Here is a 24,777-nt window from a genome sequence, read left to right on the forward strand (position 1 = left end):
CCGGGGGAGCGCGGCGAGCCCATGAGCGGGCACGTGGGCGCGCTGGTCCACAGGCTGCGCGGTGCGCTGGGCGTCGAACCCTCGGCGCGCGAGATGGCCGAGGCGCTGTGGCTCGCCCAGCACCTGGGCCGTGCGGAGCCGGACCGCTCGCGGCAGCCGGCCGAACCGCCCGTCGCGGGAGATCAGCGGCAACCGGCATCCCCGTCCGCGGACAGCCCGGCACCACCCCGCCCGGAGCCGACGCCGCTCGACCCGCCCGGTCGGGCTCACCTGCACGCCCGCCCTCCCACGGCCCCCGGCTCGGCTCGGGCCGCCGACCCGCACGCCGGCTCCACCCCGGTCCGGGCCCCCGTCGCCCCGACCCTCCCGAACCCGCTCCCTCTCCAGCGCGCCCTGCGTCCGCTCCAGCACTACCGCCCGCCCGTGCGCACCGCCCCCGACCGCCTCGACGAGCAGGCGACCGCGGAACGGGCGGCGGAGAGCGGGCTGTTGCTCCCGGTCATGCGGGCCGGGACACGGCGCGAGGCACGACTGCGCCTGCTCATGGACGTCTCGACCTCGACCGTGGTCTGGCAGAGCACCCTCGAGGAGCTGCGTCAGGTCTGTGCCGGCGTAGGAGCGTTCCGTGAGGTGCCGGCGCACTACGTGCATGAGGGCGCCGACGGGCGGCTGCTGGCCGGCACTTCACCGGACCCGGGCTGCGGGACCCTGCGGCCGGCCGAGCAACTGCGCGACCCCACGGGACGGCAACTGACCCTGGTCCTCAGCGACTGCGCGGGTCCGTTGTGGCGCTCCGGACGGATGCAGCGACTGCTCCACCACTGGGGACTGGTGGCACCCGTCGCCGTGGTGCAGCCGCTGCCCCAGCGCATGTGGCGGCGTACGCATCTGCCCGCCCTCCCCGGACGGCTGAGGCGTCGGGAAGGGTTGGGAGCGCGGCTGGAGTTCCGCCCCGACGACACCACCGGAGCGCCGCCCGCCCCGCCGACGCCGGGGCACCCCCTGGTCGTATCCGCGGACCGCCTTGCCGTAACCGCGCACACCCTCCCGGCACCGCCGCACCCCCTTCCGGTCCCGGTGCTCGCGCCCGCGCGGCATGCGCTGGGTGCGTGGGCCCGGCTGCTGTCGGGGAACACCGGGCTGTCGCTGCCCGCGGCGGCGGCATGGGTGCGGGCCGATCACCCCGCCGGATCCCCCCGGACGACCGCGACCGCGGCGGACGCCACAACCCTCGTCGAAGCCTTCCGGGGCACCGCCTCCCGGCAGGCCGTGTCGCTCGCCGTCTGCTTCTCCGCCGTTCCCCTCGCCCTGCCCGTCATGCAACTCGTCCAGCGCGTGATGCTGCCCCGGAGCGGGCCGGCCGTCCTGGCCGAAGTCCTGCTCGGCGGCCTGCTGCGGCGCGGGGACGACGACGGCTGGTACGAGTTCGTCCCCGGCGTCCGCGAGGAACTGCTCCGGCTGCTGCCACGCGGAGACGCGCTGCTCCTGCTCAAGCACTGCGGCGCGTACGTGGAGCGGCACTTCGGGCGCCGGGCCCGCAACTTCCCGGCGCTGGCGCTCGCACAGCTCACCGGGGACCCCACGACGGCCGGGGACGCGCAGACGGTGCCGAAGGCGTTCGCCGAGGTGTCGGCACTGGTGGTGGGGCGGTATGGAGGGCGGCCCACGGGGGTGCGGTCGGCGCGGCCGCGCAAGTTCGTTGTGGTGTCCGACGAGCGAGACCTGCCGTGGGCGACCTGGCTGGCGAGTGTGCTGGGAGCCTGTGGCCACGAGGTCACCCTGCGGCCGTGGGACGGCGGGAACGTGGTGTTCTCCCTGACACCGTCCGTGTGGGCACGGCCCAGAGCCGACCGCGAGGTCCTGCTCCTGCTCGGTGACCGGACGGACGGTTCCGCGGAAGCGTGGGAGAGCCTGCGCCGGCTCGACAGGCTCCTGACCCTCGATGTCCGCAGCGACGGCCTCTCGTCGTCGGCCGTGCCCGTCCGGGCACCCGACGTGTCCCTGGCGGCCGTGACGGAGGGTGTCGCCCGCTGGCTGCTGCTGGGCCGGCTCGGCATCGATCAGGGCGCCTACGCCCCCGGCCGGGCCCTGCCGGACTACCCGGGACCCGCCCATCTGATCATCGGCGACCTGCCCGAGCGCACCCCCGGATACGTCTACCGGGAGGATGTGTTCGAACAGCTCCGAGCGGTCCTCGGACCCCAAGCCGCCGTCGCCTCCTGTGCCTTGATCGGCTCTCCGTCCGGGGGTAAGTCCTATGCCGCCGCCGAGTACGTACGGCGTCACGCCGACGAGTACGACTTCGTGTGGTGGATCCGGGGACGCGACGAAGCCGAACGTCTCGCGGAGGCAGGCCGATTCGCGGACATCCTCGGGCTGCTGCCACCGACGCCGGTCGGCCACCTGGGAGCACTGCTGCGGGACCTTGGCTCCGCGAACATCCGCTGGCTGATCGTCCACGACGGCTGGGACGACCTCGACGGCGCTTCGCAATGGCTGTTCAGCGGAGGGCATGTCCTGGTCACCACCAGGGACTCCGCCTGGGAGGAGATCATGCCGTCCGTGCGGATCAGGACCGTCGAAGAGGCGGAACTGCCCAGGCCGGAGGCCGACCGCGAGGAACTCGTACGCCGTGCGCTGGTGCGCATCCATGACACGGCCGGAGGGGGTCTCGCCAGCGGGTTCTTCGTCGCCCCGGGCTGGGCGGTCAGCAGCGAGCCGTTCGTCGATCGCTGGCGTCACCCCTCCGTCGAGGTCATCACGATGGACGGCCAGTCCTACCGCGGCGAACAGGTCCACCGGATCGGTGACCTGGCCCTCGTGCACGTACCGGACGCGATCGACCCCGACTGCCTGTGGCTGAGCGACCTCCCTCAGGTGTCCCCCGGAACCGCGGCGACCCTGTACATGGCCACGGGCGCGTCGAACGCCGTGCATCCGCGGTCGATCGCGACGACGCTCAGGAGCGCCCGGGGCCGGGACGCCCTCACGACGGGGGGCGAGCCCCTACCGCTCGACAGCCGGGGCGGGCCGCTCGTCGACGCCGTCCACGGTTCGGTCGTCGGTGTGGTGACCCGGCCGGGGCTCGACGCGGGCGGGGCAGCCGTACGCGTGGGGCTGCTGCGGATGCTCTGCCAGGCCGGGAGGGCCGAACTGTGGCACGGCATCGTGCGGGAGCATGATCGTCACCATGCACGACGGCTGCGGGAGCGCGGCTCCTACATGACGTGGACCGGGGTGCACGAATGGCTTGCCGGGCGATCGCTCACCGTCGGGAAGCTGTCGCCCGCCGAGCGCACGGAACTGTACGGCCACCTGGCCGAACTCCCGCCGCCGGAGCGGCCCGAGATCGTGGTCGAACTTCTCGGTGAGCTCCGGGACGACCGCTATCCGCCGTACAGCTGGCGGGACGGGGTCGGGTTGATGCACCCGGGCGACTCCGCGGACCTCGCCCTGACGTACGCGGCGCGCGTATGGGCCGAGCTCGCGGCGCGCGGAGGGTCGGCCTGGGATGCGGGGCTCGTGGGGCTGCGGGCCTGGATCACGCGGACCGCCCGGACCCGGGACCAGGAGGTCCAGCGGGCCGTCGTGGACGTCTTCGAGTCGATGCGTGGGGTCATGCCCTTCTCGGACGACTGCCTTCTGGTCGATGTCTGGCCCCGGCTTCCGGTACGCGAGCGGTATCTGTGGAGCATCACCCGGATACGGGGCGACGAGCGCGTGCTCCTCTCCGAGGGCGAGGCCGACCACCACGCGGGCGTTCCGCACGACCTCGGCCGGCAGCTGATGGACGCGGTACGCGACTGCGGCATCGCCGAGACCGGGACCAACGTCATGTTCTCCCTGCCCGCGGAACTCGTGTGGGCGCCGCCCTGGGAGGAGCGGACGGTGGCCGAGCTGACGGGACCGCCGGGAGGGACACCGCGATCGGTCGTGGTACGCGCCCGAGACCGCGTGGGCCGCCCGTCGGACCCCTGGCTGCGACGCTGGAACGCCCTGCTGGAGGGCCCGCTGCGGCCGGTCCGCCTACCCGCCTCCAGCGGCACGCTGCTCCGCGTGCTCCTGGAGGAGGCTCCGCCGTCCGCGGTGGTCGTGGGCTGCCTGCATGAGCCGGCCGCGCTGCACGAGGCATGGAGGCACGGCTGCCCCCTCATCCTCTGGAGTCGTGCCGAACTTCACCAGGACTGCGGCGAGTTCCACGAGCGGGCCGAGGAACTGGTCGAGTGGGCACCCTCACCCGGTGAACTCCTCAGCCGCGTGGCCCGTCTGCGCATCCTCAACGCCGGCGCCGAGCCCTACCCCGACGCGGCCTGGGTGCGGCACCTGGTCATCCACTACGACCCCCCGAACCTCCCATGACGAAGGGGCCCGCCCCCGGAATGCTCCGGAAGCGGGCCCCTTCGTAAGGCTCGCACAGCTCGTACAGGCGGGTTCAGAGGCTCACGCCTCGAACACCTCCCGCACCAGCTGCTCCTGCTCGGCCTGGTGCCGCTTCGCGGAACCGACGGCCGGGGACGAGCCGTGCGGACGCGAGATGCGCCGCAGGCGCTCGCCGTGCGGCACGTCGGCGCCGACCGCCAGGTCCAGGTGGTCGATCAGGTTGAGCGCGATGAACGGCCAGGCACCCTGGTTCGCCGGCTCCTCCTGGGCCCACAGGTACTTCTCGGCGTTCGGGTACTTGGCGATCTCGGCCTGGAGCTCGGTACCCGGCAGCGGGTACAGGCGCTCGATGCGGATGATCGCCGTGTCCGTGACGCCGCGCTTCTTCCGCTCGGCCTCCAGGTCGTAGTAGACCTTGCCGGCGCAGAAGACGACCTTCTTCACGGCGGCCGGGTCGACCGACGCGTCGCCGATGACCGGCTGGAACTGGCCCGTCGTGAACTCCTCCGCCGACGAGGCCGCCGCCTTCAGACGCAGCATCGACTTCGGCGTGAAGACCACCAGCGGCTTGTGGTGCGGGTTGTGCACCTGCCACCGCAGGAGGTGGAAGTAGTTCGACGGCGACGTCGGCATGGCGACCGTCATGTTGTTCTGCGCGCACAGCTGGAGGAACCGCTCCGGGCGGGCGGACGAGTGGTCCGGGCCCTGGCCCTCGTAGCCGTGCGGCAGGAGCAGGACGACGCCGGACGTCTGGGCCCACTTCTGCTCGGCGGAGGAGATGAACTCGTCCACGACCGTCTGGGCGCCGTTGACGAAGTCGCCGAACTGCGCCTCCCACATCACGAGCGCGTCCGGGCGGGCCAGGGAGTAGCCGTACTCGAAGCCCATGGCCGCGTACTCGGACAGCAGGGAGTTGTAGACGTTCAGCCGCGACTGGTCCTCGGAGAGGTACTGCAGCGGCGTGTACTCCTCGCCCGTCTCACGGTCGATGATGACCGCGTGCCGCTGGCCGAAGGTGCCGCGCTGCGAGTCCTGGCCGGCCAGCCGGACCGGGACGCCCTCCAGCAGCAGGGAGCCGATGGCGAGGGTCTCGCCCATGCCCCAGTCGATGGTGCCGTCCTCGACCATCGACGCCCGGCGCTGCAGCTGTGGCAGCAGCCGCGGGTGGACGGTGATGTGGTCGGGGATGTTGACCTGGGACTCGGCGATCCGCTTGACGACCTCGGTGGTCACCGGGGTGTTGACGGCGACCGGGAACTCGGCCTGCGGGTCGGAGGGCTCCGCGGCGGCCGGCTGCGAGGTGGCCTCGCGGACCTCCGTGAAGACCTTCTCCAGCTGGCCCTGGTAGTCCTGGAGCGCCTGCTCGGCCTCTTCCAGGGTGATGTCGCCACGACCGATCAGGGACTCGGTGTAGAGCTTGCGCACCGAGCGCTTCTTGTCGATCAGGTCGTACATCAGCGGCTGGGTGAAGGCCGGGTTGTCCGACTCGTTGTGACCGCGGCGGCGGTAGCAGATGAGGTCGATCACCACGTCCTTGTTGAACGCCTGACGGAACTCGAAGGCCAGGCGGGCCACGCGGACCACGGCCTCCGGGTCGTCGCCGTTCACATGGAAGATCGGGGCCTCGATCATCCTCGCCACGTCCGTCGCGTACATCGACGAGCGGGAGGACTCCGGGGCGGCCGTGAAGCCGACCTGGTTGTTGATGACGATGTGGACCGTGCCGCCGGTGCGGTAGCCGCGCAGCTGCGACATGTTCAGGGTCTCGGCCACCACGCCCTGGCCCGCGAAGGCCGCGTCGCCGTGGATCGCCACCGGCAGGACCGTGAAGTCCGTGCCGCCCTTGCCGATGATGTCCTGCTTGGCGCGGGCGACGCCTTCCAGGACGGGGTCGACGGCCTCGAGGTGCGAGGGGTTCGCGACCAGCGACACCCGGATCTGCTCGCCGTCCAGGCCGGTGAAGGTGCCCTCGGCGCCCAGGTGGTACTTCACGTCGCCGGAGCCGTGCATCGACTTCGGGTCGAGGTTGCCCTCGAACTCGCGGAAGATCTGCGCGTACGACTTGCCGACGATGTTGGCGAGGACGTTCAGCCGGCCGCGGTGGGCCATGCCGACGACGACCTCGTCCAGGCGGGACTCGGCGGCCGAGTCCAGCACGGCGTCCAGCAGCGGGATGACGGACTCGCCGCCCTCCAGGGAGAAGCGCTTCTGGCCGACGTACTTGGTCTGCAGGAAGGTCTCGAAGGCTTCCGCGGCGTTCAGCCGGCGCAGGATGCGCAGCTGCTCCTCGCGCTCCGGCTTGGTGTGCGGGCGCTCGACGCGGTCCTGGATCCACTTGCGCTGCTTCGGGTCCTGGATGTGCATGAACTCGATGCCGGTGGTGCGGCAGTACGAGTCGCGCAGGACGCCGAGGATGTCGCGCAGCTTCATCATCGACTTGCCGGCGAAGCCGCCGACGGCGAACTCGCGCTCCAGGTCCCAGAGCGTGAGGCCGTGCTCGGTGATGTCCAGGTCGGGGTGCTTGCGCTGCTGGTACTCCAGCGGGTCGGTGTCGGCCATGACGTGGCCGCGGACCCGGTAGGAGTGGATCAGCTCGAAGACGCGGGCGGCCTTCGTGACGTCGTCGTCGTGGGAGGCGTCGATGTCCTTGAGCCAGCGGACCGGCTCGTAGGGGATGCGCAGCGCCTCGAAGATCTCGTCGTAGAAGTTGTTCTCGCCGAGCAGGAGGTTCGCGACCTGGCGCAGGAACTCGCCGGAGGCGGCGCCCTGGATGACCCGGTGGTCGTAGGTCGACGTGAGCGTCATGACCTTGGAGATGCCGAGCTTGTTCAGGGTGTCCTGGGAGGTGCCCTGGAACTCCGCCGGGTAGTCCATGGAGCCGACGCCCATGATGACCGACTGGCCGGGCATCAGGCGGGGCACCGAGTGGACGGTGCCGAGACCACCGGGGTTGGTCAGGGAGACCGTGACGCCGGTGAAGTCGTCCATCGTCAGCTTGCCGTCGCGGGCGCGGCGGACGATGTCCTCGTAGGCCTGCCAGAACTCGAAGAAGTTCAGCGTCTCGGCCTTCTTGATCGCCGCGACGACCAGCTGGCGGTCGCCGTTGGGCTTGACCAGGTCGATGGCGAGGCCGAGGTTGACGTGGGCCGGCTTGATCAGCGTCGGCTTGCCGTCCTTCTCGCCGAACGCGTAATTCATCGCCGGCATGGCCTTGATGGCCTGCACCATCGCGTAGCCGATCAGGTGCGTGAAGGAGATCTTCCCGCCCCGGGCGCGCTTGAGGTGGTTGTTGATGACGATGCGGTTGTCGAAGAGCAGCTTCACCGGCACCGCGCGCACGGACGTGGCCGTGGGCAGCTCCAGCGAGGCGTTCATGTTCTTCGCGACCGCGGCGGCGGGGCCGCGCAGCGTCACCAGCTCGGGACCGTCGGCAGCGGCGGCGGGCTCGGCCTTCTTCGGCTGAGCGGGCTTCGCGGCCGGGGCAGGCTTCGCCGGGGCGGGAGCCGGAGCCGCGGCGGCGGGCTTCGGGGCCGCGGGAGCCGGCGCGGGGACCGACGGAGCGGCGGGAGCGGCCGGTGCGGCGGGCGCCGCCGGGGGCGTGGTGGTGCCCGCGGCCCCCGTGGCCGCGGTACCCGCCGGAGCCGAGGCGGCAGCCGCCCCCGGCTTGTAGTCGGCGAAGAAGTCCCACCAGGCGCGGTCTACCGAATTCGGGTCCTGGAGGTACTGCTGATAGATCTCGTCGACGAGCCACTCGTTCGGACCGAACGCGGCCGCGGGGTTCTTGCCCGCTTGGTCGGTGTCGGTCGTGGGGGTACCACCCGCCCGAAGGGTGGGGGAGCTCGAGTTACTGGGGGACTGTGGCGACACGGCGGCAACCGCCCTCTTCCGCTTCACAAGGTGATGGACAGCGGGAATAAAGGCTACGCCTCCCCGGCCGGGAAGGTCAGGCCGGGCATGGTCATCGTCGTGTAAGTCACATCGGAAACCGTGTTTCGGGCCTGTAAATGGCGGGAAACAAGCGTGGTTCCGCTGCAGCAGGGAAAGGCCCGGCAGGCCCCGTGCACTGCGAAGGTGCGGGCCTGTGCCTGATCACACGTGTCCGTCAGCCCGGACGCACATGGATCTTGTGGCTCCGCCTCGAACTTTACGTCAACTTGGCAAAGAAGGCTGCCCCGGAAGCGTGACCAGGATCCGGCAACCCCGCTCGGATTCGGCCACACCGATCCGGCCGCCGTGCAGATCGACGGCCCAGCGCGCGATCGCCAGCCCCAGACCCGTACCGCCGTCGCTGCCCGGTCCGTGCGGCCGGCTGACGGCCCCCCGGTTGAACCGCTCGAACACCCGGTGCCAGTCGGACTTCGGAATGCCCGGACCCTCGTCCAGGACCTCCAGCACCAGCGACTCCGGCTGGGCCCCGCGCCGCGCCTTGACCGTCACCCGGCCGTGCGGCGGGCTGTGCTTGATCGCGTTGTCGATGAGGTTGGCGACGACCTGGTGGATGCGCTCGGGGTCGGCGTGCGCGGTCAGCTCCGGCGGGGAGACGTCGAGATGCAGATGGACGTCCGTGCGGGTGTGGCTCCCGGAGCCCGACGCCATGCCCCCGCGCGCGGAGGCGACCATGTTGGCCTCCTTCAGCACCCCCGACAGATAGGGCCACACCTCGAAACGCCGCATGCGCAGCGGTACGACGCCGTTGTCCAGGCGGGACAGGTCCAGGAGGGTCTCCACGAGGCGGCCGAGGCGCTCGGTCTGCTTCAGCGCCGTGCGCATCGTCTCGGGGTCGGCCTCGGCGATGCCGTCGACCACGTTCTCCAGGACGGCCCGCAGGCCCGCGATGGGGGTGCGCAGCTCGTGCGAGACGTTCGCCACGAGCTCCTTGCGCTGCTGGTCCTGGGCCTCCAGCTCGTCGGCCATGAGGTTGATCGTGCCGGCGAGGTCGCCCAGCTCGTCGCGGCGGTTGTCCTGCACCCGGCGGGTGTAGTCGCCGTGCGAGATGGACCGGGCCACCGCGTTCATCTCGTCCAGCGGTGCGGTGAGCGAATGGGCCACGAACTGCGTAATGAGCAGTGTGGCGATCATCGAGAAGACCGTGATGAAGCGCAGCTCCGTCTGGGTGCGCACCGCGATCATCGACAGACCTGTCGTGATCAGCACCGCGATGACGACCAGTGCGCCCAGCTTGGTCTTGATCGAGAACGGACTGACGCTGCCCCAGGGCTGCCCGGGGCGTCTTGGCGCGGCCGGCCCGTCGCTCATGGAGTCGGTGTCTCCAGGGCGTAGCCCACGCCGTGCACCGTACGGATCCGCTCGGCGCCGATCTTCCGGCGGAGCGCCTTGATGTGGCTGTCGACCGTGCGCGTGCCGGAGGCGTCCGCCCAGTCCCACACCTCGGCAAGCAGCTGCTCGCGGGAGAGCACCGCGCGCGGGGTGTTCGCCAGGCACACCAGGAGATCGAACTCGGTGGGGGTGAGGTGAACATCCTCACTGCGCACCCGCACGCGCCGCTGCGCGTGGTCGATCTCCAGCTCACCGAGCCGCATGATGCCCGAGCGCGGGGTCGTGGCGGCCAGCGCGGCCCGCTCGACGCGGCGCAGCAGCACATGCACGCGCGCCGCCAGCTCCCGCATCGAGAACGGCTTGGTCATGTAGTCGTCGGCGCCGACGCCGAGCCCGACCAGCATGTCGGTCTCGTCGTCCCGCGCCGTCAGCATCAGCACCGGCACCGGCCGCTGGGCCTGCACCCGGCGGCACACCTCCAGGCCGTCGAAGCCCGGCAGCATGATGTCGAGGATCAGCAGGTCGGGCTGCCACGCCTCGGCCGTGTCGACCGCCGCCGGACCGTCGCCCGCGGTCTGCACGAGGAACCCCTCGGCGCGCAGACGGGCCGCGATGGCGTCCACGATGGTCGAATCGTCCTCGACCACGAGGACCCGGCGCTGTGCGCCAGGGGTTGCCGCCGTGCCGTTGTGGGAGGTGTGTGTCTGCTCCATCGCCCGCCCCAAGTTGCTTTCCGGAATCCGTGGGGGTGATTCCTCTGACTGGCTGTGCCTGCGCATGCTTGCGATTGACGCTTGAATGATCCGCGTCAGAGAAGCAGAGTACGGGGAGTCACCGCGCCACGGCTATCCAGGTCGGACGGCGAGGTGGACGACGTCCGGAACGCCCCGGGCAACGGGGATCTCTTCGGTACGCACCTGCTGGAATCCGGCATTACGCAAGGTTTCTTCGAATTCCGGAGAGGGCTGGGCGGACCATACGGCCAGCACTCCACCCGGTCTCAACGCCCCTGCGCAGCCTGCCAGTCCGGCCGGTGAGTAGAGGCTGTCGTTGCCCTCCGTGACGGTCCAGCCGGGGCCGTTGTCGATGTCGAGACACAGGGCGTCATACGTGGCGGAAGTCTCATGTACATGGGCCACGAGATCGGATTCCAGAATCCGGGTGCGCGGGTCGGCGAGGGCATCGGCGGAGAATTCGGACAACGGCCCGTCGAGATGCCAGTCGATGATCGCGCGCTCGCGCTCCACCACCGTGATCCGTCCCCAGCGGGGGTCAGCGGTGGCGTGTGCGAGCGAGAACCCGACCCCGAGCCCGCCGATCAGCACGTCCGGCCGCGCCCGCCCGTCCAGGGCGTCGAGCGCCGCGTCGACGAGGAGCCGCTCCGAGCGCCCGTCGGAGGTGTCCATCAGGAAGCAGCCGTTCGCGATGATCTGGAGCAGCTCACCGTGCCGCCGCAGCACGACCTCGCCGTGCGGGCCCTCGCGCCGGTCCAGTACTTCCGGGGTGTCGTAGGAAGTGGGCATCCGGTCATCCTTTCAGGTCGGTGCGGGCGGGCCGAGGGAAATACCCGGGACGGCGGAGAGCGCCGGGTGTCCGCCAGTGATCGCTCAGAGCGAACGGCGGTCGGGGAACATTCGGATCCTCCCGTGCATTGAGTCGGCATAACTCAACTTGACTGCCGAAGGGGAGATCATGGCTTCGACGTCCACACCGCTCACCCTGCCCGTGCTGCCGCTCGACGGTGAGGTCGTACTGCCCGGGATGGTGGTCCCGCTGGACTTGAACGACGCCGATGTGCGCGCCGCGGTGGAGGCCGCGCAGGCCGCCGCCCGGTCACAGCCGGGCAAGCCACGGGTGCTGCTGGTGCCACGCATCGACGGGACCTACGCCGGCACCGGTGTGCTCGGCACCGTCGAGCAGGTCGGCCGGCTCGCCGACGGCGACCCGGGCGCCCTGATCCGCGGACGGGGCCGGGTGCGGATCGGCGCCGGCACCACCGGGCCGGGCGCCGCGCTGTGGGTCGAGGGCACCCGGGTCGACGAGGGCGCGCCCGAGCCGTTGCCCGGACAGGTCGCCGAACTGGTCAAGGAGTACAAGGCCCTGGCCACCGCCTGGCTGCGCAAGCGCGGCGCCTGGCAGGTCGTGGACCGCGTCCAGGCCATCGACGACGTGTCCCAGCTGGCCGACAACTCCGGTTACTCGCCCTTCCTGACCACCGAACAGAAGGTGGAGCTCCTGGAGACGGCCGATCCGGTCGCCCGCCTGAAGCTCGCCACCCAGCAGCTGCGCGACCATCTCGCCGAGCAGGACGTGGCCGAGACCATCGCCAAGGACGTCCAGGAGGGCGTCGACAAGCAGCAGCGCGAGTTCCTGCTCCGCCGTCAGCTGGAGGCGGTCCGCAAGGAGCTGCGCGAGCTGAACGGCGAGCAGGACGGCGAGGAGTCCGACGACTACCGCGCCCGTGTGGAGGCAGCCGACCTGCCGGAGAAGGTCCGTGAGGCCGCGCTCAAGGAGGTCGACAAGCTGGAGCGGTCCAGCGACCAGTCCCCGGAGGGCTCCTGGATCCGCACCTGGCTTGACACCGTCCTCGAACTGCCGTGGAACGAACGGACCGAGGACGCCTACGACATCCAGGGCGCCAAGGGCGTGCTGGACGCCGAGCACGCCGGACTGGAGGACGTGAAGGAGCGGATCACCGAGTACCTGGCGGTGCGCAAGCGCCGCGGCGACCGCGGCCTCGGCGTCGTCGGCGGCCGGCGCGGCGGTGCCGTGCTCGCGCTGGTCGGCCCGCCCGGCGTCGGCAAGACCTCGCTCGGCGAGTCCGTCGCGCACGCCATGGGCCGCAAGTTCGTCCGGGTCGCGCTCGGCGGTGTCCGGGACGAGGCCGAGATCCGCGGCCACCGGCGTACCTACGTCGGCGCGCTGCCCGGCCGGATCGTGCGCGCGATCAAAGAGGCCGGTTCGATGAACCCGGTCGTCCTCCTCGACGAGATCGACAAGGTGGGGTCCGATTTCCGGGGCGACCCGGCGGCGGCCCTGCTGGAGGTCCTGGACCCGGCGCAGAACCACACCTTCCGGGATCACTACCTGGAGGTGGAGCTGGACCTGAGCGACGTGGTCTTCCTCGCCACGGCCAACGTCCTGGAAGCCATCCCGGAAGCCCTGCTCGACCGTATGGAACTGGTCCGCCTCGACGGCTACACCGAGGACGAGAAGGTCGTCATCGCCCGGGACCATCTGCTCCCGCGCCAGCTGGAGCGGGCCGGGCTGGACCAGGACGAGGTCACCATCGACGAGGGCGCCCTGCGCAGGCTCGCCGGCGAGTACACGCGCGAGGCGGGCGTGCGCAATCTGGAGCGCTCCATCGCGAGGCTGCTGCGCAAGGTCGCGGCACAGCACGAACTGGGCGAGCGCGAGCTGCCGTTCACCGTGACCGACGGCGACCTGCGTGCGCTGATCGGCAGGCCGCACCATGTGCCCGAGTCCGCGCAGGACCCGGCCGAGCGCCGCACGGCCGTGCCGGGCGTGGCGACGGGCCTGGCCGTGACCGGTGCGGGCGGCGACGTGCTGTTCGTGGAGGCATCGCTGGCCGACCCGGAGACGGGTGCGGCGGGCCTGACGCTGACGGGTCAGCTGGGGGACGTGATGAAGGAGAGCGCCCAGATCGCCCTGTCCTTCCTCCGCTCCCACGGCGCCGAACTCGAACTGCCGGTCGCGGACATCAAGGACCGGGGTGTGCACATCCACTTCCCGGCGGGCGCGGTGCCGAAGGACGGCCCGAGCGCCGGCATCACGATGACGACGGCCCTGGCGTCACTGCTGTCGGGCCGGCTGGTCCGCACCGACGTGGCGATGACCGGTGAGGTCTCGCTGACCGGCCGGGTCCTGCCGATCGGCGGTGTGAAGCAGAAGCTGCTCGCGGCCCACCGGGCGGGGGTCACCACGGTGATCATCCCCAAGCGCAACGAGCCCGACCTGGACGACGTCCCGGCCGAGGTGCTGGACAAGCTCGACGTCCACGCCGTGACCGATGTCCGCCAGGTCCTGGAACTGGCCCTGTCGCCGGCCACCGACGGCGCGGCCCCCGAGGTTCCGGTCGCGGCGTGACGGACGCGGCCGGACAGGCAGGGCCCGGATCTCCCGCACGGGAGGCCGGGCCCTCGCCGTACGACAGATCACGACGGATCACGGCGGATCACGACGGATGCGGTACGGCGGCGGATCAGCCGTTGGCCAGGGCCTGGACCCGGTCGATGGCTCCGTTGAACCGGTTGTGGTCGCCGACCGTCGGCCCGGAGGACGTGTACTGCCACATCGTGTAGTAGCTCCAGCCCGCCGGGAGTTGTCCCACCGTCGCCGCGTACCGGGCGATCCACAGCGGGTTGGCGGCGGCGAAGCCGTCGTGGTTGCCGGTGCACTGGGTCCACCAGCTGGTCGCCGTGTAGACGACGGCGTCGCGGCCGGTGCGGGCCTTGTAGCGGGTCAGGAAGTCACGGATCCAGGTGACCATCGCGCTCGGCGTCTTGCCGTAGCAGGCGTCGCCGTACGGGTTCCACTCGATGTCGAGGGCGCCCGGCAGGGTCTTGCCGTCACGGGACCACCCGCCGCCGTGGTCGACGAAATAGTCGGCCTGGGTTGCGCCATCGGAGGTGTCCGGGGTCGCGAAGTGATAGGCGCCGCGGATCATGCCGATGTCGTAGGAGCCGTTGTACTGCTGGGCGAAGTACGGATTCGTGTAGTACGTCCCCTCGCTGGCCTTCACATAGGCCCATCTGACCCCGCTGTTCCACAGGGTCGGCCAGGCGACGTCTCCCTGGTGGCTGGAGACGTCCACGCCTTCGGTCTGGGCGGCCTTGGTTCCGGCCGGATGGCCGTGCACACCGTCGTGCTCCGCGACGCCCATGCCCATGTGGGCGGAGCCGCGGGGCGGGGTGTCCTCGGCACCGGCGGGGGAGGTCTGGGTGGCGAGCAGGAGAGCGAGGGCGGCGGCGAGCGCGAGCACGGCGAGGTGCGGGCGCCGGGGGCGGAGCGGTTCGGGTCTGGGCACGGGCACAGCGTGCCTCCGAAGGCTCGGTGGTGCTCGTCGAGCCGGCCCGCCGCGGCTCAGGCGCAGGGCGTGGCGCGCACATGCCGGTCAAGGTGGCCGGTGCCGACGCCGGGCGGGCAGAACGGCAGGTGGAGGGGGTGTGGAAGGGGTCCGAAGGCTGCCACTGGTCCAGGCCTGCGAAATACTGGCGGAGCGGGGGCAATGACGGCGGCCGGCGGAACTTTCCGGACCGGGAAACTCAAGGCAGGGGCTGACGTGCACGACAACGGGAACGGCGACGGGCGTGGTGTCGGAACCGGCGCGTCCGGTGGTGGCATGGACCAGCCCGAGTTCCTCGACCTGGAGCGCGAGTTGACCGTGCTCCTGCGGCGCGCGAGGGCCAAGCAGGGCGAGATGGCCCGCGAGGTCCACCCCGACCTGGAGTCCGCCGCCTACGGGCTGCTGGTACGACTGGGTGAGTGCGGCCGGCAGCGGGCGACCGAGCTCGCCGCCTACATCGGCGTCGGCAAGGCCACGATGTCCCGCCAGCTGCGCGCCCTGGAGGACCTGGGCCTGGTCGCCCGCGAACCCGACCCCGCCGACGGACGGGCCTGGCTGGTGCACCTCACGGAAGAGGGCCGCGGCCGGGTCGCCAAGGTCCGCGAGGCCCGGCGGGCACGATACGTCGAACAGCTCTCCCACTGGGACCGGGGCGAGGTGGCGGAACTGGCGCGGTTGCTCAATCAGCTGAACCGGGGGATGGAGAGGTAGGACCACGCTTCGCGCGGCTCACAGCTCCGCGAACACCACCGTCGCGTCGTCGTGCGTCTTGCTGCGTCCCAGGAACGTTCGCTCCTCGGTGTCCGCGGCCTCCAGTTCCCGGACGCGGTCGATCAGGGCCCGGGCCCCCTCCTTTCGTACGAAGCCGAAGCAGTCCGCCCAGTCGCCCTCGTGGAACTTCTCCACCCAACGGGTCGCCCCGTCCGTGAGGGCGGCCAGTGCTCGTACCTCCGCGCGGGGCAGTGTCCCTGTCACCGCCCGGGCCGCCACCGACGGATCCGCGGCGGCCGTGAAGAAGCCGCCCTCCTTGTTGCGGATCTCCGCGTCGATCAGTGCGTCCGTGGCGAGGGAGGCGCGCGGCAGGAGGGTCAGGCGGTCGTCCAGGTGCGGGGTGACGGTGCCGTCGGGCGACTCCACCAGGAGCGCCGAGTCGGACAGGACCAGGTACTCCACCGACGCCGGCGACCACCGGGCGAGCGCCACGGTTGCCTGGGGAGTGCGCGGGTGAGAAAGGTCACAGGTCTCGGCGTGGAACTCCGCGGTACGCGCGATGGCGCGGGTCAGGGCCTCGGTGAGAGGAACATCCGGGAGTGAAACGGTCAGTTCGGTCAGCGCTCCGCCGAGCCGTGCGGTGAACCAGGGGACGGAATGCAGGCAGCCGGTCTCGCCTCTCGGCGGTGTCACCCCGTCCAGGACCACCAGTACGCCGCCCTGTCCCGAGGCGGGCAGCGCGACGCTCGCGAAGTCCTCGTTGGGGCGGGCCGGATCGCCGGGTTCCGAAACAAGCTGGGTTCGCATCCGGCCAGTCTGCACGAGCCCTTCACAACGTTCGCCGGTGGCCTGCATCGGTCGCCGAAAGGGCGCGGTCACGCTGGTCAGGCGCCGGATTTGGGGCGGAATGGTCGCCTCCTGGGAGGCGTGGCGGCGAATCCTGCCATCGCCTGCCGCAGACGTCCAACCGGCCCGCCGTACGGAGCCCGTGCACACGCCGGAGGAACTTGCCCGCCAACTCCCCTCCGGGGTTCACTCCTTCGGGTGGCGGGTCAGGTGATGCGCGACCGTTGCCCACCGGCACTGGGAGGGTCGGGGACCGGTGAGGGCACCCCCTGCTCGAGCAATGTCGAGAGCTTGGGGGAGGGATGGACGCGAGGTCAGCCGTAGTTGACGGAGCGTCATCCGGACCCATGGGTATCACGAGTCAGGAATGCGAGCACCGGTGCACAAGATGCGGCCTCGTCGCTCAGGCAAGCAGTCGGCCTCCGCAGGGGCCACGCAGCCCACTCCCGGCACCACGACCGACGCGGCACCCGCCGGCAAGGGGCGCCCCACACACGTACGGAACCGGCTGATCGTCGCCGTCGCCGTCGTGGCCGCCGCCATCGCCGGCGCCGGTGTGCCCTCGGTCGTCGCCGCCTCCGGGCAACTGCACGACTCCCAGGAACTGGTGACCCTCGGCGAGCAGACCGAGAACGCGCTCACGCTCGCGCACTCCCTGGCCGACGAGCGCGACGAGGTCACCTCCTACATCGCCGCCGGCCGGCCCAAGGCCAAGGCGCCCAGCGAGCAGCGCAGCGCCCGCGTCGACCGGCAGGTCGAGGAGCTGCGGGCCGATTCCGACGCCCCCGCCTCGCTGCGCGACGACCTCGACGGCATCGCGGCCGTGCGCAGGGCCGCGCTCACCGGCAAGAGCACGGCGCTGGAAGCACACGGCGCCTACTCCGCCACCATCACCGAACTCCACCGGCTCGCCGAGCGGCTGGCGGAGCAGCTGCCGCCCCGCGCCGGTGCCGGCGGACACGCCCTGGCAGAGCTGGACTCCGCCGTCCAGCAGGCCGCCGCCACCCGCGGGCTGCTGCTCGCCGCCCTCAGCGTGCCGACCACGACCGAGACGGTCATCGACCCGCTCACCGGCGTCGCGACCACGCAGAAGACCTCCTCGGCCGCCGGCGCGAAGCAGCGCGCCCTGCTCAGCGCCGCCGCCCAGCAGGCCCGGGTGCGCTCCGACGCGGCCCTCTCCGACTTCCGCGACACCGCCCCCAAGACCGCACGGGCGTCCTACGACTCCACGGTCACCGGCCCCGAGGTCAACAGCGCCGCGAAGTACCTGGCGGCCCTCACCGACCAGCCCGCCTTCTCCGACCGGGACCTGGCCACCGACCTCCGGCGCGCCGAGGCCGCCCTCTCCGCCCGCGTCGACCTGATGCGCGGCGCCGAGTCCGCCCTGTACGACCGCCGCACCAAGGCCCTCGAAGAGCTCCGCGACGACGACGTCACCGCGCTGGAGATCCGGATCGCGATCCTCGGCGCCCTGATGCTGCTCGCCGTCGGAGTCGCCACCGGCATGGCCCGCAGCCTCACCCGCCCGCTCGCCGTGCTGCGGCTCGGCTCCGCCCGGCTCGCCCGGGCCGAGGACCCGGCGGCCGAGGAGCCGGTCAAGTTCACCGGCCGCAAGGACGAGTTCGCCCAGGTCGTTGACTCGGTCAACGCCCTGCACGCGCACGCCGCCGCCCTGCACGAGCGCATCGGCACCCTGGAGGCCGACCGCAAGCACCTCGTCGGCCAGCGCCAGAAGATGGCGGACGCCCGCGAGCAGCTGCGCGCCGAACTCGCCGACTCCGCCGCCCAGCTGGAGCGGCTGCGGGGCAGCATCGGCGGCACCTTCGTGAACCTCGCGCTGCGCACCCTCGGCCTGGTCGAGCGGCAACTGGCCGTCATCGAGGGCCTGGAGGAGCGCGAGCAGGACCCGGATCGCCTGGCGACCCTGTTCAAGCTCGACCACTTCGCCACGGTCATGCGCCGGCACAGCGAGAACCTGCTCGTCCTCGCCGGCACCGAGCACGTCCAGCAGCACGCCGGGCCGGTGCCGCTCGTCGACGTCGTCCGCGCGGCGGTCAGCGAGATCGAGCGGTACGAACGCGTCCGCATCGCCGCGCTTCCGCCGCACGCGCACGTGGCCGGGTTCGCCGCCGACGACCTCTCCCACCTGCTGGCCGAACTGATGGAGAACGCCACCTCGTTCTCCCCGCCCGACCTGCCCGTCGAGGTCTCCGGCTGGCTGCTGGAGAACGGCGAGGTCATGCTCTCCGTCCAGGACGAGGGCATCGGCATGACCGAGGAGCGCCTGGCGCGTCTCAACTCCCGCCTCTCCGACTTCGACCCCGAGGCCACCTACGACCAGGAGGGCGACGAGGGCCTCGGTCTCGGCCTCTACGTCGTCGCCCGGCTCGCCCACCGGCACGGCGTCCGCGTGCAGCTCCGCGAGCAGAAGCAGGGCGGCGTCGCGGCGGTCGCCGTACTGCCCAAGAGCCTGCTGGCGGCGGCGCCCACGGCCGCGGTGCCCGCCCAGTCCCCGCACCACACCGGCACCCACACCTTCTCCCTCCCCGGCGCCGACGCGGAGGCCAACTCCAACGTCCTGCACGGCCGGGCGAAGAGCACTGACCCCCTGGTGGCCCTCGCCGAGCAGGCGGCGGCCCGGGGGACCGAGGACGCCGACGCGCCCGTACGGGACGCCGGGGACTCCGACGCGCCCGTACGGGAATCCGAGGACGCGGAGGACTCCGTACCGGAAACCGAGGGCGCGGAGGACTCCGTAGAGGAGGCCGGCGGGGCCGAGGAGGTCGTGTCGGTCGATCCGGAGCCTGAGCGTGGGCGGGAGCATCCTGCCGAGACCACGATGGAGCTCCTGATCCCTGCGCAGCCGACCGGGGAGCACGTGACCCATGAACCCGCGGTCGCCGACGGTGAGGACACCCGGCAAGGGCCACCCGCACCTGACGAAGCAGCGGCCGGGGCCGGCGCGGAACACACCCGCACCCCGGACGAGGACCAGCTCACCGACAAGGGCCTCCCCAAGCGCACGCCGAAGATCACCGCCCCCGCCCCGGCCCCGCGCCAGCGCACCGGTGGTGTCGACGCCGAAGCCCTGCGCCGGAGGCTGGGGGGCTTCCGCCGGGGGGCGGAGGCCGGATACCGCGACGTACGAGCCGAGATCGCCGAACAGACCGGCCGGAGCACCACACCGAGCACGGAATCCGAAGCAGCCACGGGGGGCACAGTCGAGGAGGCAAGCAGTTGACCGCGCCCAGTACCTTCGGACTGAGCAGTGAAGCCCGCAACCTGCACTGGTTGTTGACGAATCTGGTCGAGGAGGTGCCGGGCATCCAGTCGGTCGCAGTGGTCTCCTCCGACGGACTGCTTCTGCTCTCCTCCGACCACGCCCGCAACTCCGCCGCCCGCGCGGCCAGGACCGACCGTCCGACCGGCCCCCGCGGATCCTCCGCGGACCTCGCCACCGTCGTCTCCGGCATCGGCAGCCTCACCATCGGCGCCGCCCGGCTGATGGAGTTCGGCGGGGTCAAGCACACGATGGTCGCGATGGACGAGGGCAGCCTCTTCGTGATGTCCATCAGCGACGGTTCGTTGCTCGGCGTGCACGGCTCCGCGGACTGCGACATGAGCGTGGTGGCCTACCACATGGCCCTCTTCGTCGGCCGCGCCGGCCATGTCCTCACCCCGGAACTGCGCAGCGAGCTACGGAAATCCCTCGAGACCCCGTCGGCAGGGAGTACCCGATGAGCAACATCCAGAAGAAGCCGCCCACCAAACCCCACCTCCCCACCCGCGGCGGCGACCGCAAACCCGCCCGGGTGCGCCCCTACTCGCTCACCGGCGGCCGTACCCGCTTCGGCCATGTGCTGCTCGTCGAGACCTTCGTCGGCAGCACGGCCGCCCTGGAGGCCGCCGAGGAGCGCAAGGAGCTGACGACGGGCTCCCTCGCCACCCGGGTCATGCCGGAGATGCGGGCCATCGTCGAACTGTGCCGCCGTATGCGCACGGTGGCAGAGATCGCCGCGCTGCTGAAGATGCCGCTCGGCGTGGTCCGCGTGCTCCTGAGCGATCTCGCGGACCAGGGAAAGATCCGTGTGTACGGCACCGGAACCGGTCACGGCACGGGCCGTCCGGACCGCGCTCTGCTGGAAAGGGTGCTGAGTGGACTCCGTCGTCTCTGACGCCGCCCCCTCCGTGGGCGGCGCCACCCCGTTCGTCCCGCCCGACGAGAACCTGAGGTCCTGGCAGACGGACCGCACCCGCGCGCCCGTCGCCACGAAGATAGTCGTGGCCGGTGGCTTCGGCGTCGGCAAGACGACGCTGGTCACCGCGGTCTCGGAGATCACGCCGCTGCAGACCGAGGCGCTGATGACCGAGGCGAGCGAGGCCACCGACGACCTCACCGGCACGCCAGGCAAGACCACCACGACCGTCGCCATGGACTTCGGGCGCATCACGCTCGACGACGACCTGGTGCTCTATCTGTTCGGCACGCCGGGCCAGCAGCGGTTCTGGTTCATGTGGGACGACATCGTGCGCGGCGCGATCGGTGCCGTGGTGCTGGCCGACACCCGCCGACTGAAGGACTGCTTCCCGGCGCTGGACTACTTCGAGAGCTGCGGCCTGCCGTACGTCGTCGCGGTCAACCACTTCGACGGCAGCGATCTGTTCGAGCCGGAGGACGTGCGGGAGGCCCTGACCATCCCGCGCCACATACCTGTCATGATCATGGACGCGCGTCGCCGGATCTCCGTGATCGAGACCCTCCTGGCCCTCGTGGGCCACGCGCTCGACGAAACCCCCGAGTAGGAGACAGCCCCGCATGCGGAAGATACTCGTCGTCGGAGCCGGTCAGTCCGGGCTCCAGATCGCTCTCGGCCTCCAGTCGCAGGGGTACGAGGTCACCCTGATGTCGAACCGGACCGCGGACGAGATCCGCACCGGTCGGGTCATGTCCACGCAGTGCATGTTCCACACGGCCCTCCAGCACGAGCGTGATCTCCAGCTGAACTTCTGGGAGTCCCAGGCCCCGAAGATCGAAGGACTCGGTGTCTCGGTCGCCGCCCCCGGCTCCTGGGCCGAGGGCCCCGCCGCGCGCGCGATCGACTGGCTGGGCCGGCTCGACGGGTACGCCCAGTCCGTCGACCAGCGGGTGAAGATGGCCGGCTGGATGGAGACGTTCGCCCAGCGCGGCGGGCAGCTCGTCATCCACGGCGCGGCCGTCGGCGACCTCGACTACTTCTCCCGCACCTACGACCTGGTGCTGGTCGCGGCGGGCAAGGGCGAGCTCGTCCAGATGTTCGGCCGGGACGCGGAGCGGTCCCCCTACAGCGAGCCGCAGCGTGCCCTGGCCGTGTCGTACGTCCACGGCCTCGGCCCGCGTCCCGAGCACCCGGACACCGAAGGGGTCCGCTGCAACCTCGTGCCGGGCGTCGGCGAGCTGTTCGTCATGCCCACCCTGACCACCTCGGGCCGCGCCGACATCCTGTTCTGGGAAGGCATACCCGGTGGCCCGCTCGACGCCTTCAACGGCGTCAAGGACCCGGCCGAGCACCTCTCCCTGACCCTGGAACTCATGGAGCGGTACGTCCCCTGGGAGTACGCGCGGGCCACCAAGGTCGAGCTGACCGACGCGGGCGGCACGCTCGCCGGGCGGTACGCCCCCACCGTCCGCAACCCCGTCGGCCGCCTCCCCGGCGGCGGACTCGTGCTCGGCGTGGCGGACGTCGTCGTGGCGAACGACCCCATCACCGGCCAGGGCTCCAACTCCGCGTCCAAGTGCGCCGCCGCCTACCTCGCCTCGATCGTCGAGCAGGGCGACAAGCCGTTCGACGAGGAGTGGATGCGGGCCACCTTCGACCGGTACTGGGCCACCGCCCAGCACGTCACCAAGTGGACGAACGCCATGTTGGCGCCGCCGCCGGAGCACGTCCTCGAGCTGGTCGGCGCGGCGGGGCAGCTCCAGCCGGTCGCCGACCGGTTCGCCAACGGGTTCAACGACCCGGCAGACTTCGAGACCTACTTCTATGAGCCGGATCGGACCCGGGCGTATCTCGCGGAGGTTTCGGGGGCTTGATCTCGGGGCGTACGGCGCCCAGGACCGGGTTCGACGCGATCGGGGAGATCTTGATCTTCTCCCCGGGGCGTGGGGCCTGGACCACCTTGCCCTTGCCGAGGTACATGGCCACATGGGTGGCGTCCGGGAAGTAGATCACCAGGTCGCCGGGGCGCAGTTCGGTCAGCGGGATGTGTGCGAGCCGCGCCCACTGTTCCTGGCTGGTGCGGGGGATCGGGGTGCCTGCGTGCGCCCATGCCTCGGAGGTGAGGCCCGAGCAGTCGTAGGACTTCGGGCCCTCGGCGCCCCACTTGTACGGCTTGCCGAGCTGCTTCTTCGCGTAGCGGATCGCCCGGTGCGCCTTGCGGGAGGGCTTGTGGTCGTCCGTGGTCAGGGCGCCGGACGCGATGAACGCCCGCTGAGCCTGCGCGACGCCCCGCTTCTCCAGTTCGGCCAGGGCCGTGAGCTGGTCGGCGGTCAGTGAGGCCAGGAGTTCCTCCACCTTCTTCAGACGCTTGTGCACGGCCTCCTTGTCCTTCTTCTGCCGTTCGGCCAGGGCGAGTTGCTCGTCCAGCGCCTTGCGGGCCTGGTGGGCGAGCTCGTCGGCCCTGCGTTCGCTGCCGGTCAGCCGGCCTACCGTCTCGGCGCGCTCGCGTGCCAGCCGGCCGATGACATGGCCCTGGTCCAGGGCGTGCTGCGGGTCGCGGGCCAGGAGCAGGCGGACGTACGGGGAGAGGTCGCTGACATTCTGGTACTGCTGGCGGGCCAGGCGGCCGGCCGCGCCCCGGCTGTCGTGCAGGGACAGCCGGGCACGGGCGAGGGCGGCGTCCAGGCGGGCCACCTCTTCGCGCTGCTTCTTCAGCTTGTCCTCGGTGGCGTTGTAGGTCTCCGTGGCCTGTTCGGTCTGCCGGTACAGCCGCTGAAGGTCCGTCAGCAGCTCGGCCACGGGCCGTTCCTGCGGCTCCGGGGCAGCCGCCGCCGGTGCCGCCGCCGGTGCGAGGATCGTGCCGGCAGCGGTCGCGGCCGATGCCGCCGCCGTGCACGCCAGGCGCAGCAGCCGTCCTGACATGTCATCACCTCCGGTGCGGAGAGACTCTCTGCTCCGCACCGCGAGCATCGGGCGATCGGTCGTCGTCCGCTCGGTGGGTGTGCGCGGTTCGGCGCATCGGGATCATTCGTTCGAGTCGTCCGGCTTGCTGCTCGGCGTGGCGTCTGGCTTGGACCACGGCCAGTTCAGACGGCGGGCGGGGGCGCCCTCCGGGGCGTACTCGTACTTCCAGCGTGCGCTGAGGCCCATGCGGGCGCCCGGGGTGCGGGGTACGCGACGATAGACGAGGACGGTGGGCTCGCCGCCGCTCGGGTCCGGGACGGGGATACGGTACGTCTTGGGCGGGTGTCCGGTGATGCCGAGGAGTACGGGCAGGACGCGGCCGTCCATGGGGCCGCCCTCGAACGGGGTGTCTTCGCTCTTCACGGGACCAGTGTCAGCCATCCGCCGCGAGCTTCTCGGCCAGCTCGGCGGTCTGGGGGTCGCGGGTGGCGGTGACCGCGAGCGCCGCGGTGAACTGCTCGACCAGCCAGTCGCGGAGTTCCTCCACGGGGGGCTGTTTGTCCTCGTCGAGCCAGATCAGGGACGCCGCCTCGACCGCGGTGATCCACATCCGGACCGTCATGCGCAGGCGGAGGCCGGGGTCGGTGACCTCCAGGTGGCTGAGGATGTGGTCGGCGGCGGCGCGGCGGACTCCGTCCACTATGGCCGTGGTGCGGGACGTCTCCACGACGCTGCCGCCCTGGAGGAGGGCGCTGAAGCCGGTGTCGTGCTCGTCGACGAAGGCGAGGTAGCGGGTCAGGGCCCTGGTGAGACGGTCCAGGAGGGGGCCCTCGTGGGGTTCGGCGAAGCAGTGCTGGAGTTCATCGGCGGCCGAGCGCAGGGCGGCCTCGTAGAGCTGTTGCTTGCCGCCGGGGAAGTAGCGGTACACCAGGGGGCGGGAGACGCCGGCCGCTTCGGCCACGTCGTCCAGGGAGACGTCCTCGGGGGTGTGGTGGGCGAAGAGGGTGAGGGCGGCGTTGAGGAGTTGGCTGCGGCGCTCCTCGACGCTCAGGCGGCGGTAGGCGGGAGTGGGGGCCGAGGACGTCATGACCAGCAGGGTAGTCGGGTGGTCACGGCGGTGGTGGGGCGTGCGGTGCGCCTGGGGTTCGCGGTGGTGCCTGCGGCGGCCTGTGGCTCCTGGGTGGGGGTGCGCGTCGCCTGCGGCAGCGTTGCGGGTTCGGGCCGGTGGGGGTTCGCCGATATGCCTGCGGCGGCCTGTGGCGCCTTGGTGGGGGTGCGTGTAGCGCTTGCGGGTGGGTTGGGGTCGGGGGGGGGGGGGGGGGGGGGGGGGGGGGGGGGGGGGGGGGGGGGGGGGGGGGGGGGGGGGGGGGGGGGGGG

Annotated in this window: 17 protein-coding genes; 8 read left to right on the forward strand and 9 right to left on the reverse strand. The window is 71.5% G+C overall.

Annotated elements, in window-relative coordinates; all coding sequences use genetic code 11:
* Positions 1-21 precede the first annotated feature (21 nt).
* The gene (locus tag ACHBTE_RS27285; protein ID WP_394726756.1) at positions 22-4,359 is read left to right on the forward strand and encodes an SAV_2336 N-terminal domain-related protein; all 4,338 of its coding nucleotides are present in this window, start codon (positions 22-24) and stop codon (positions 4,357-4,359) included.
* An 81-nt stretch (positions 4,360-4,440) separates the two neighbouring features.
* On the opposite strand, the gene ACHBTE_RS27290 is transcribed toward ACHBTE_RS27285, so the two are convergent.
* From ACHBTE_RS27290 to ACHBTE_RS27305, 4 genes are all read right to left on the reverse strand, one after another.
* Positions 4,441-8,247, reverse strand: coding sequence for a multifunctional oxoglutarate decarboxylase/oxoglutarate dehydrogenase thiamine pyrophosphate-binding subunit/dihydrolipoyllysine-residue succinyltransferase subunit (locus ACHBTE_RS27290; protein ID WP_394726757.1), 3,807 nt, complete (start codon positions 8,245-8,247; stop codon positions 4,441-4,443).
* A 282-nt stretch (positions 8,248-8,529) separates the two neighbouring features.
* Entirely contained in the window at positions 8,530-9,636 is a 1,107-nt protein-coding gene (locus ACHBTE_RS27295) for a sensor histidine kinase (protein WP_394726758.1), read from the reverse strand.
* Complete coding sequence (locus ACHBTE_RS27300) at positions 9,633-10,370, reverse strand: response regulator transcription factor (RefSeq protein WP_394726759.1); 738 nt, start codon at positions 10,368-10,370, stop codon at positions 9,633-9,635. The genes ACHBTE_RS27295 and ACHBTE_RS27300 overlap by 4 nt, the downstream gene beginning before the upstream one ends.
* A gap of 132 nt (positions 10,371-10,502) precedes the next feature.
* Positions 10,503-11,180, reverse strand: a complete 678-nt coding sequence (locus ACHBTE_RS27305; protein WP_394726760.1) for a spermidine synthase — start codon at positions 11,178-11,180, stop codon at positions 10,503-10,505.
* A gap of 169 nt (positions 11,181-11,349) precedes the next feature.
* Between ACHBTE_RS27305 and lon the strand changes: the two genes are divergently transcribed.
* Positions 11,350-13,764, forward strand: coding sequence for an endopeptidase La (lon, locus tag ACHBTE_RS27310; RefSeq protein ID WP_394726761.1), 2,415 nt, complete (start codon positions 11,350-11,352; stop codon positions 13,762-13,764).
* A 115-nt stretch (positions 13,765-13,879) separates the two neighbouring features.
* Here lon and ACHBTE_RS27315 read toward each other — a convergent pair whose 3' ends face one another.
* The gene (locus ACHBTE_RS27315) at positions 13,880-14,659 is read right to left on the reverse strand and encodes a lysozyme (RefSeq protein ID WP_394726780.1); all 780 of its coding nucleotides are present in this window, start codon (positions 14,657-14,659) and stop codon (positions 13,880-13,882) included.
* A gap of 300 nt (positions 14,660-14,959) precedes the next feature.
* Between ACHBTE_RS27315 and ACHBTE_RS27320 the strand changes: the two genes are divergently transcribed.
* Positions 14,960-15,454, forward strand: a complete 495-nt coding sequence (locus ACHBTE_RS27320; protein WP_394726762.1) for a MarR family winged helix-turn-helix transcriptional regulator — start codon at positions 14,960-14,962, stop codon at positions 15,452-15,454.
* An 18-nt stretch (positions 15,455-15,472) separates the two neighbouring features.
* On the opposite strand, the gene ACHBTE_RS27325 is transcribed toward ACHBTE_RS27320, so the two are convergent.
* Complete coding sequence (locus ACHBTE_RS27325) at positions 15,473-16,261, reverse strand: protein phosphatase 2C domain-containing protein (RefSeq protein ID WP_394726763.1); 789 nt, start codon at positions 16,259-16,261, stop codon at positions 15,473-15,475.
* A 406-nt stretch (positions 16,262-16,667) separates the two neighbouring features.
* Between ACHBTE_RS27325 and ACHBTE_RS27330 the strand changes: the two genes are divergently transcribed.
* The 5 genes from ACHBTE_RS27330 to ACHBTE_RS27350 are packed head-to-tail and all read left to right on the forward strand — an operon-like array spanning position 16,668 to position 22,370.
* Positions 16,668-19,541 (forward strand): nitrate- and nitrite sensing domain-containing protein, encoded by a 2,874-nt coding sequence (locus ACHBTE_RS27330; protein WP_394726764.1) that lies wholly within the window; start codon positions 16,668-16,670, stop codon positions 19,539-19,541.
* Positions 19,538-20,041 carry a roadblock/LC7 domain-containing protein gene (locus ACHBTE_RS27335; protein ID WP_394726765.1) on the forward strand — a complete coding sequence of 168 codons (504 nt, stop codon included), beginning with the start codon at positions 19,538-19,540 and terminating at the stop codon, positions 20,039-20,041. Before ACHBTE_RS27330 ends, ACHBTE_RS27335 begins: the two co-directional genes overlap by 4 nt.
* On the forward strand, positions 20,038-20,475 hold the full coding sequence (locus tag ACHBTE_RS27340; protein WP_394726766.1) for a DUF742 domain-containing protein: 438 nt from the start codon (positions 20,038-20,040) through the stop codon (positions 20,473-20,475). The genes ACHBTE_RS27335 and ACHBTE_RS27340 overlap by 4 nt, the downstream gene beginning before the upstream one ends.
* Positions 20,456-21,103, forward strand: coding sequence for an ATP/GTP-binding protein (locus tag ACHBTE_RS27345; protein ID WP_394726767.1), 648 nt, complete (start codon positions 20,456-20,458; stop codon positions 21,101-21,103). The genes ACHBTE_RS27340 and ACHBTE_RS27345 overlap by 20 nt, the downstream gene beginning before the upstream one ends.
* A gap of 13 nt (positions 21,104-21,116) precedes the next feature.
* Positions 21,117-22,370, forward strand: coding sequence for a styrene monooxygenase/indole monooxygenase family protein (locus ACHBTE_RS27350; RefSeq protein ID WP_394726768.1), 1,254 nt, complete (start codon positions 21,117-21,119; stop codon positions 22,368-22,370).
* On the opposite strand, the gene ACHBTE_RS27355 is transcribed toward ACHBTE_RS27350, so the two are convergent.
* The 3 genes from ACHBTE_RS27355 to ACHBTE_RS27365 form a co-directional block, all read right to left on the reverse strand.
* The gene (locus ACHBTE_RS27355; protein ID WP_394726769.1) at positions 22,288-23,418 is read right to left on the reverse strand and encodes an NlpC/P60 family protein; all 1,131 of its coding nucleotides are present in this window, start codon (positions 23,416-23,418) and stop codon (positions 22,288-22,290) included. The genes ACHBTE_RS27350 and ACHBTE_RS27355 overlap by 83 nt on opposite strands.
* 102 nt (positions 23,419-23,520) lie before the next feature.
* Positions 23,521-23,823, reverse strand: a complete 303-nt coding sequence (locus tag ACHBTE_RS27360; RefSeq protein WP_394726770.1) for a hypothetical protein — start codon at positions 23,821-23,823, stop codon at positions 23,521-23,523.
* 10 nt (positions 23,824-23,833) lie between these two features.
* On the reverse strand, positions 23,834-24,487 hold the full coding sequence (locus ACHBTE_RS27365) for a TetR/AcrR family transcriptional regulator (protein ID WP_394726771.1): 654 nt from the start codon (positions 24,485-24,487) through the stop codon (positions 23,834-23,836).
* Positions 24,488-24,777: the final 290 nt, after the last annotated feature.

Origin of the sequence: Streptomyces sp. M41, from assembly GCF_043673425.1 — a bacterium.
In the GTDB taxonomy this organism is placed as follows: domain Bacteria; phylum Actinomycetota; class Actinomycetes; order Streptomycetales; family Streptomycetaceae; genus Streptomyces.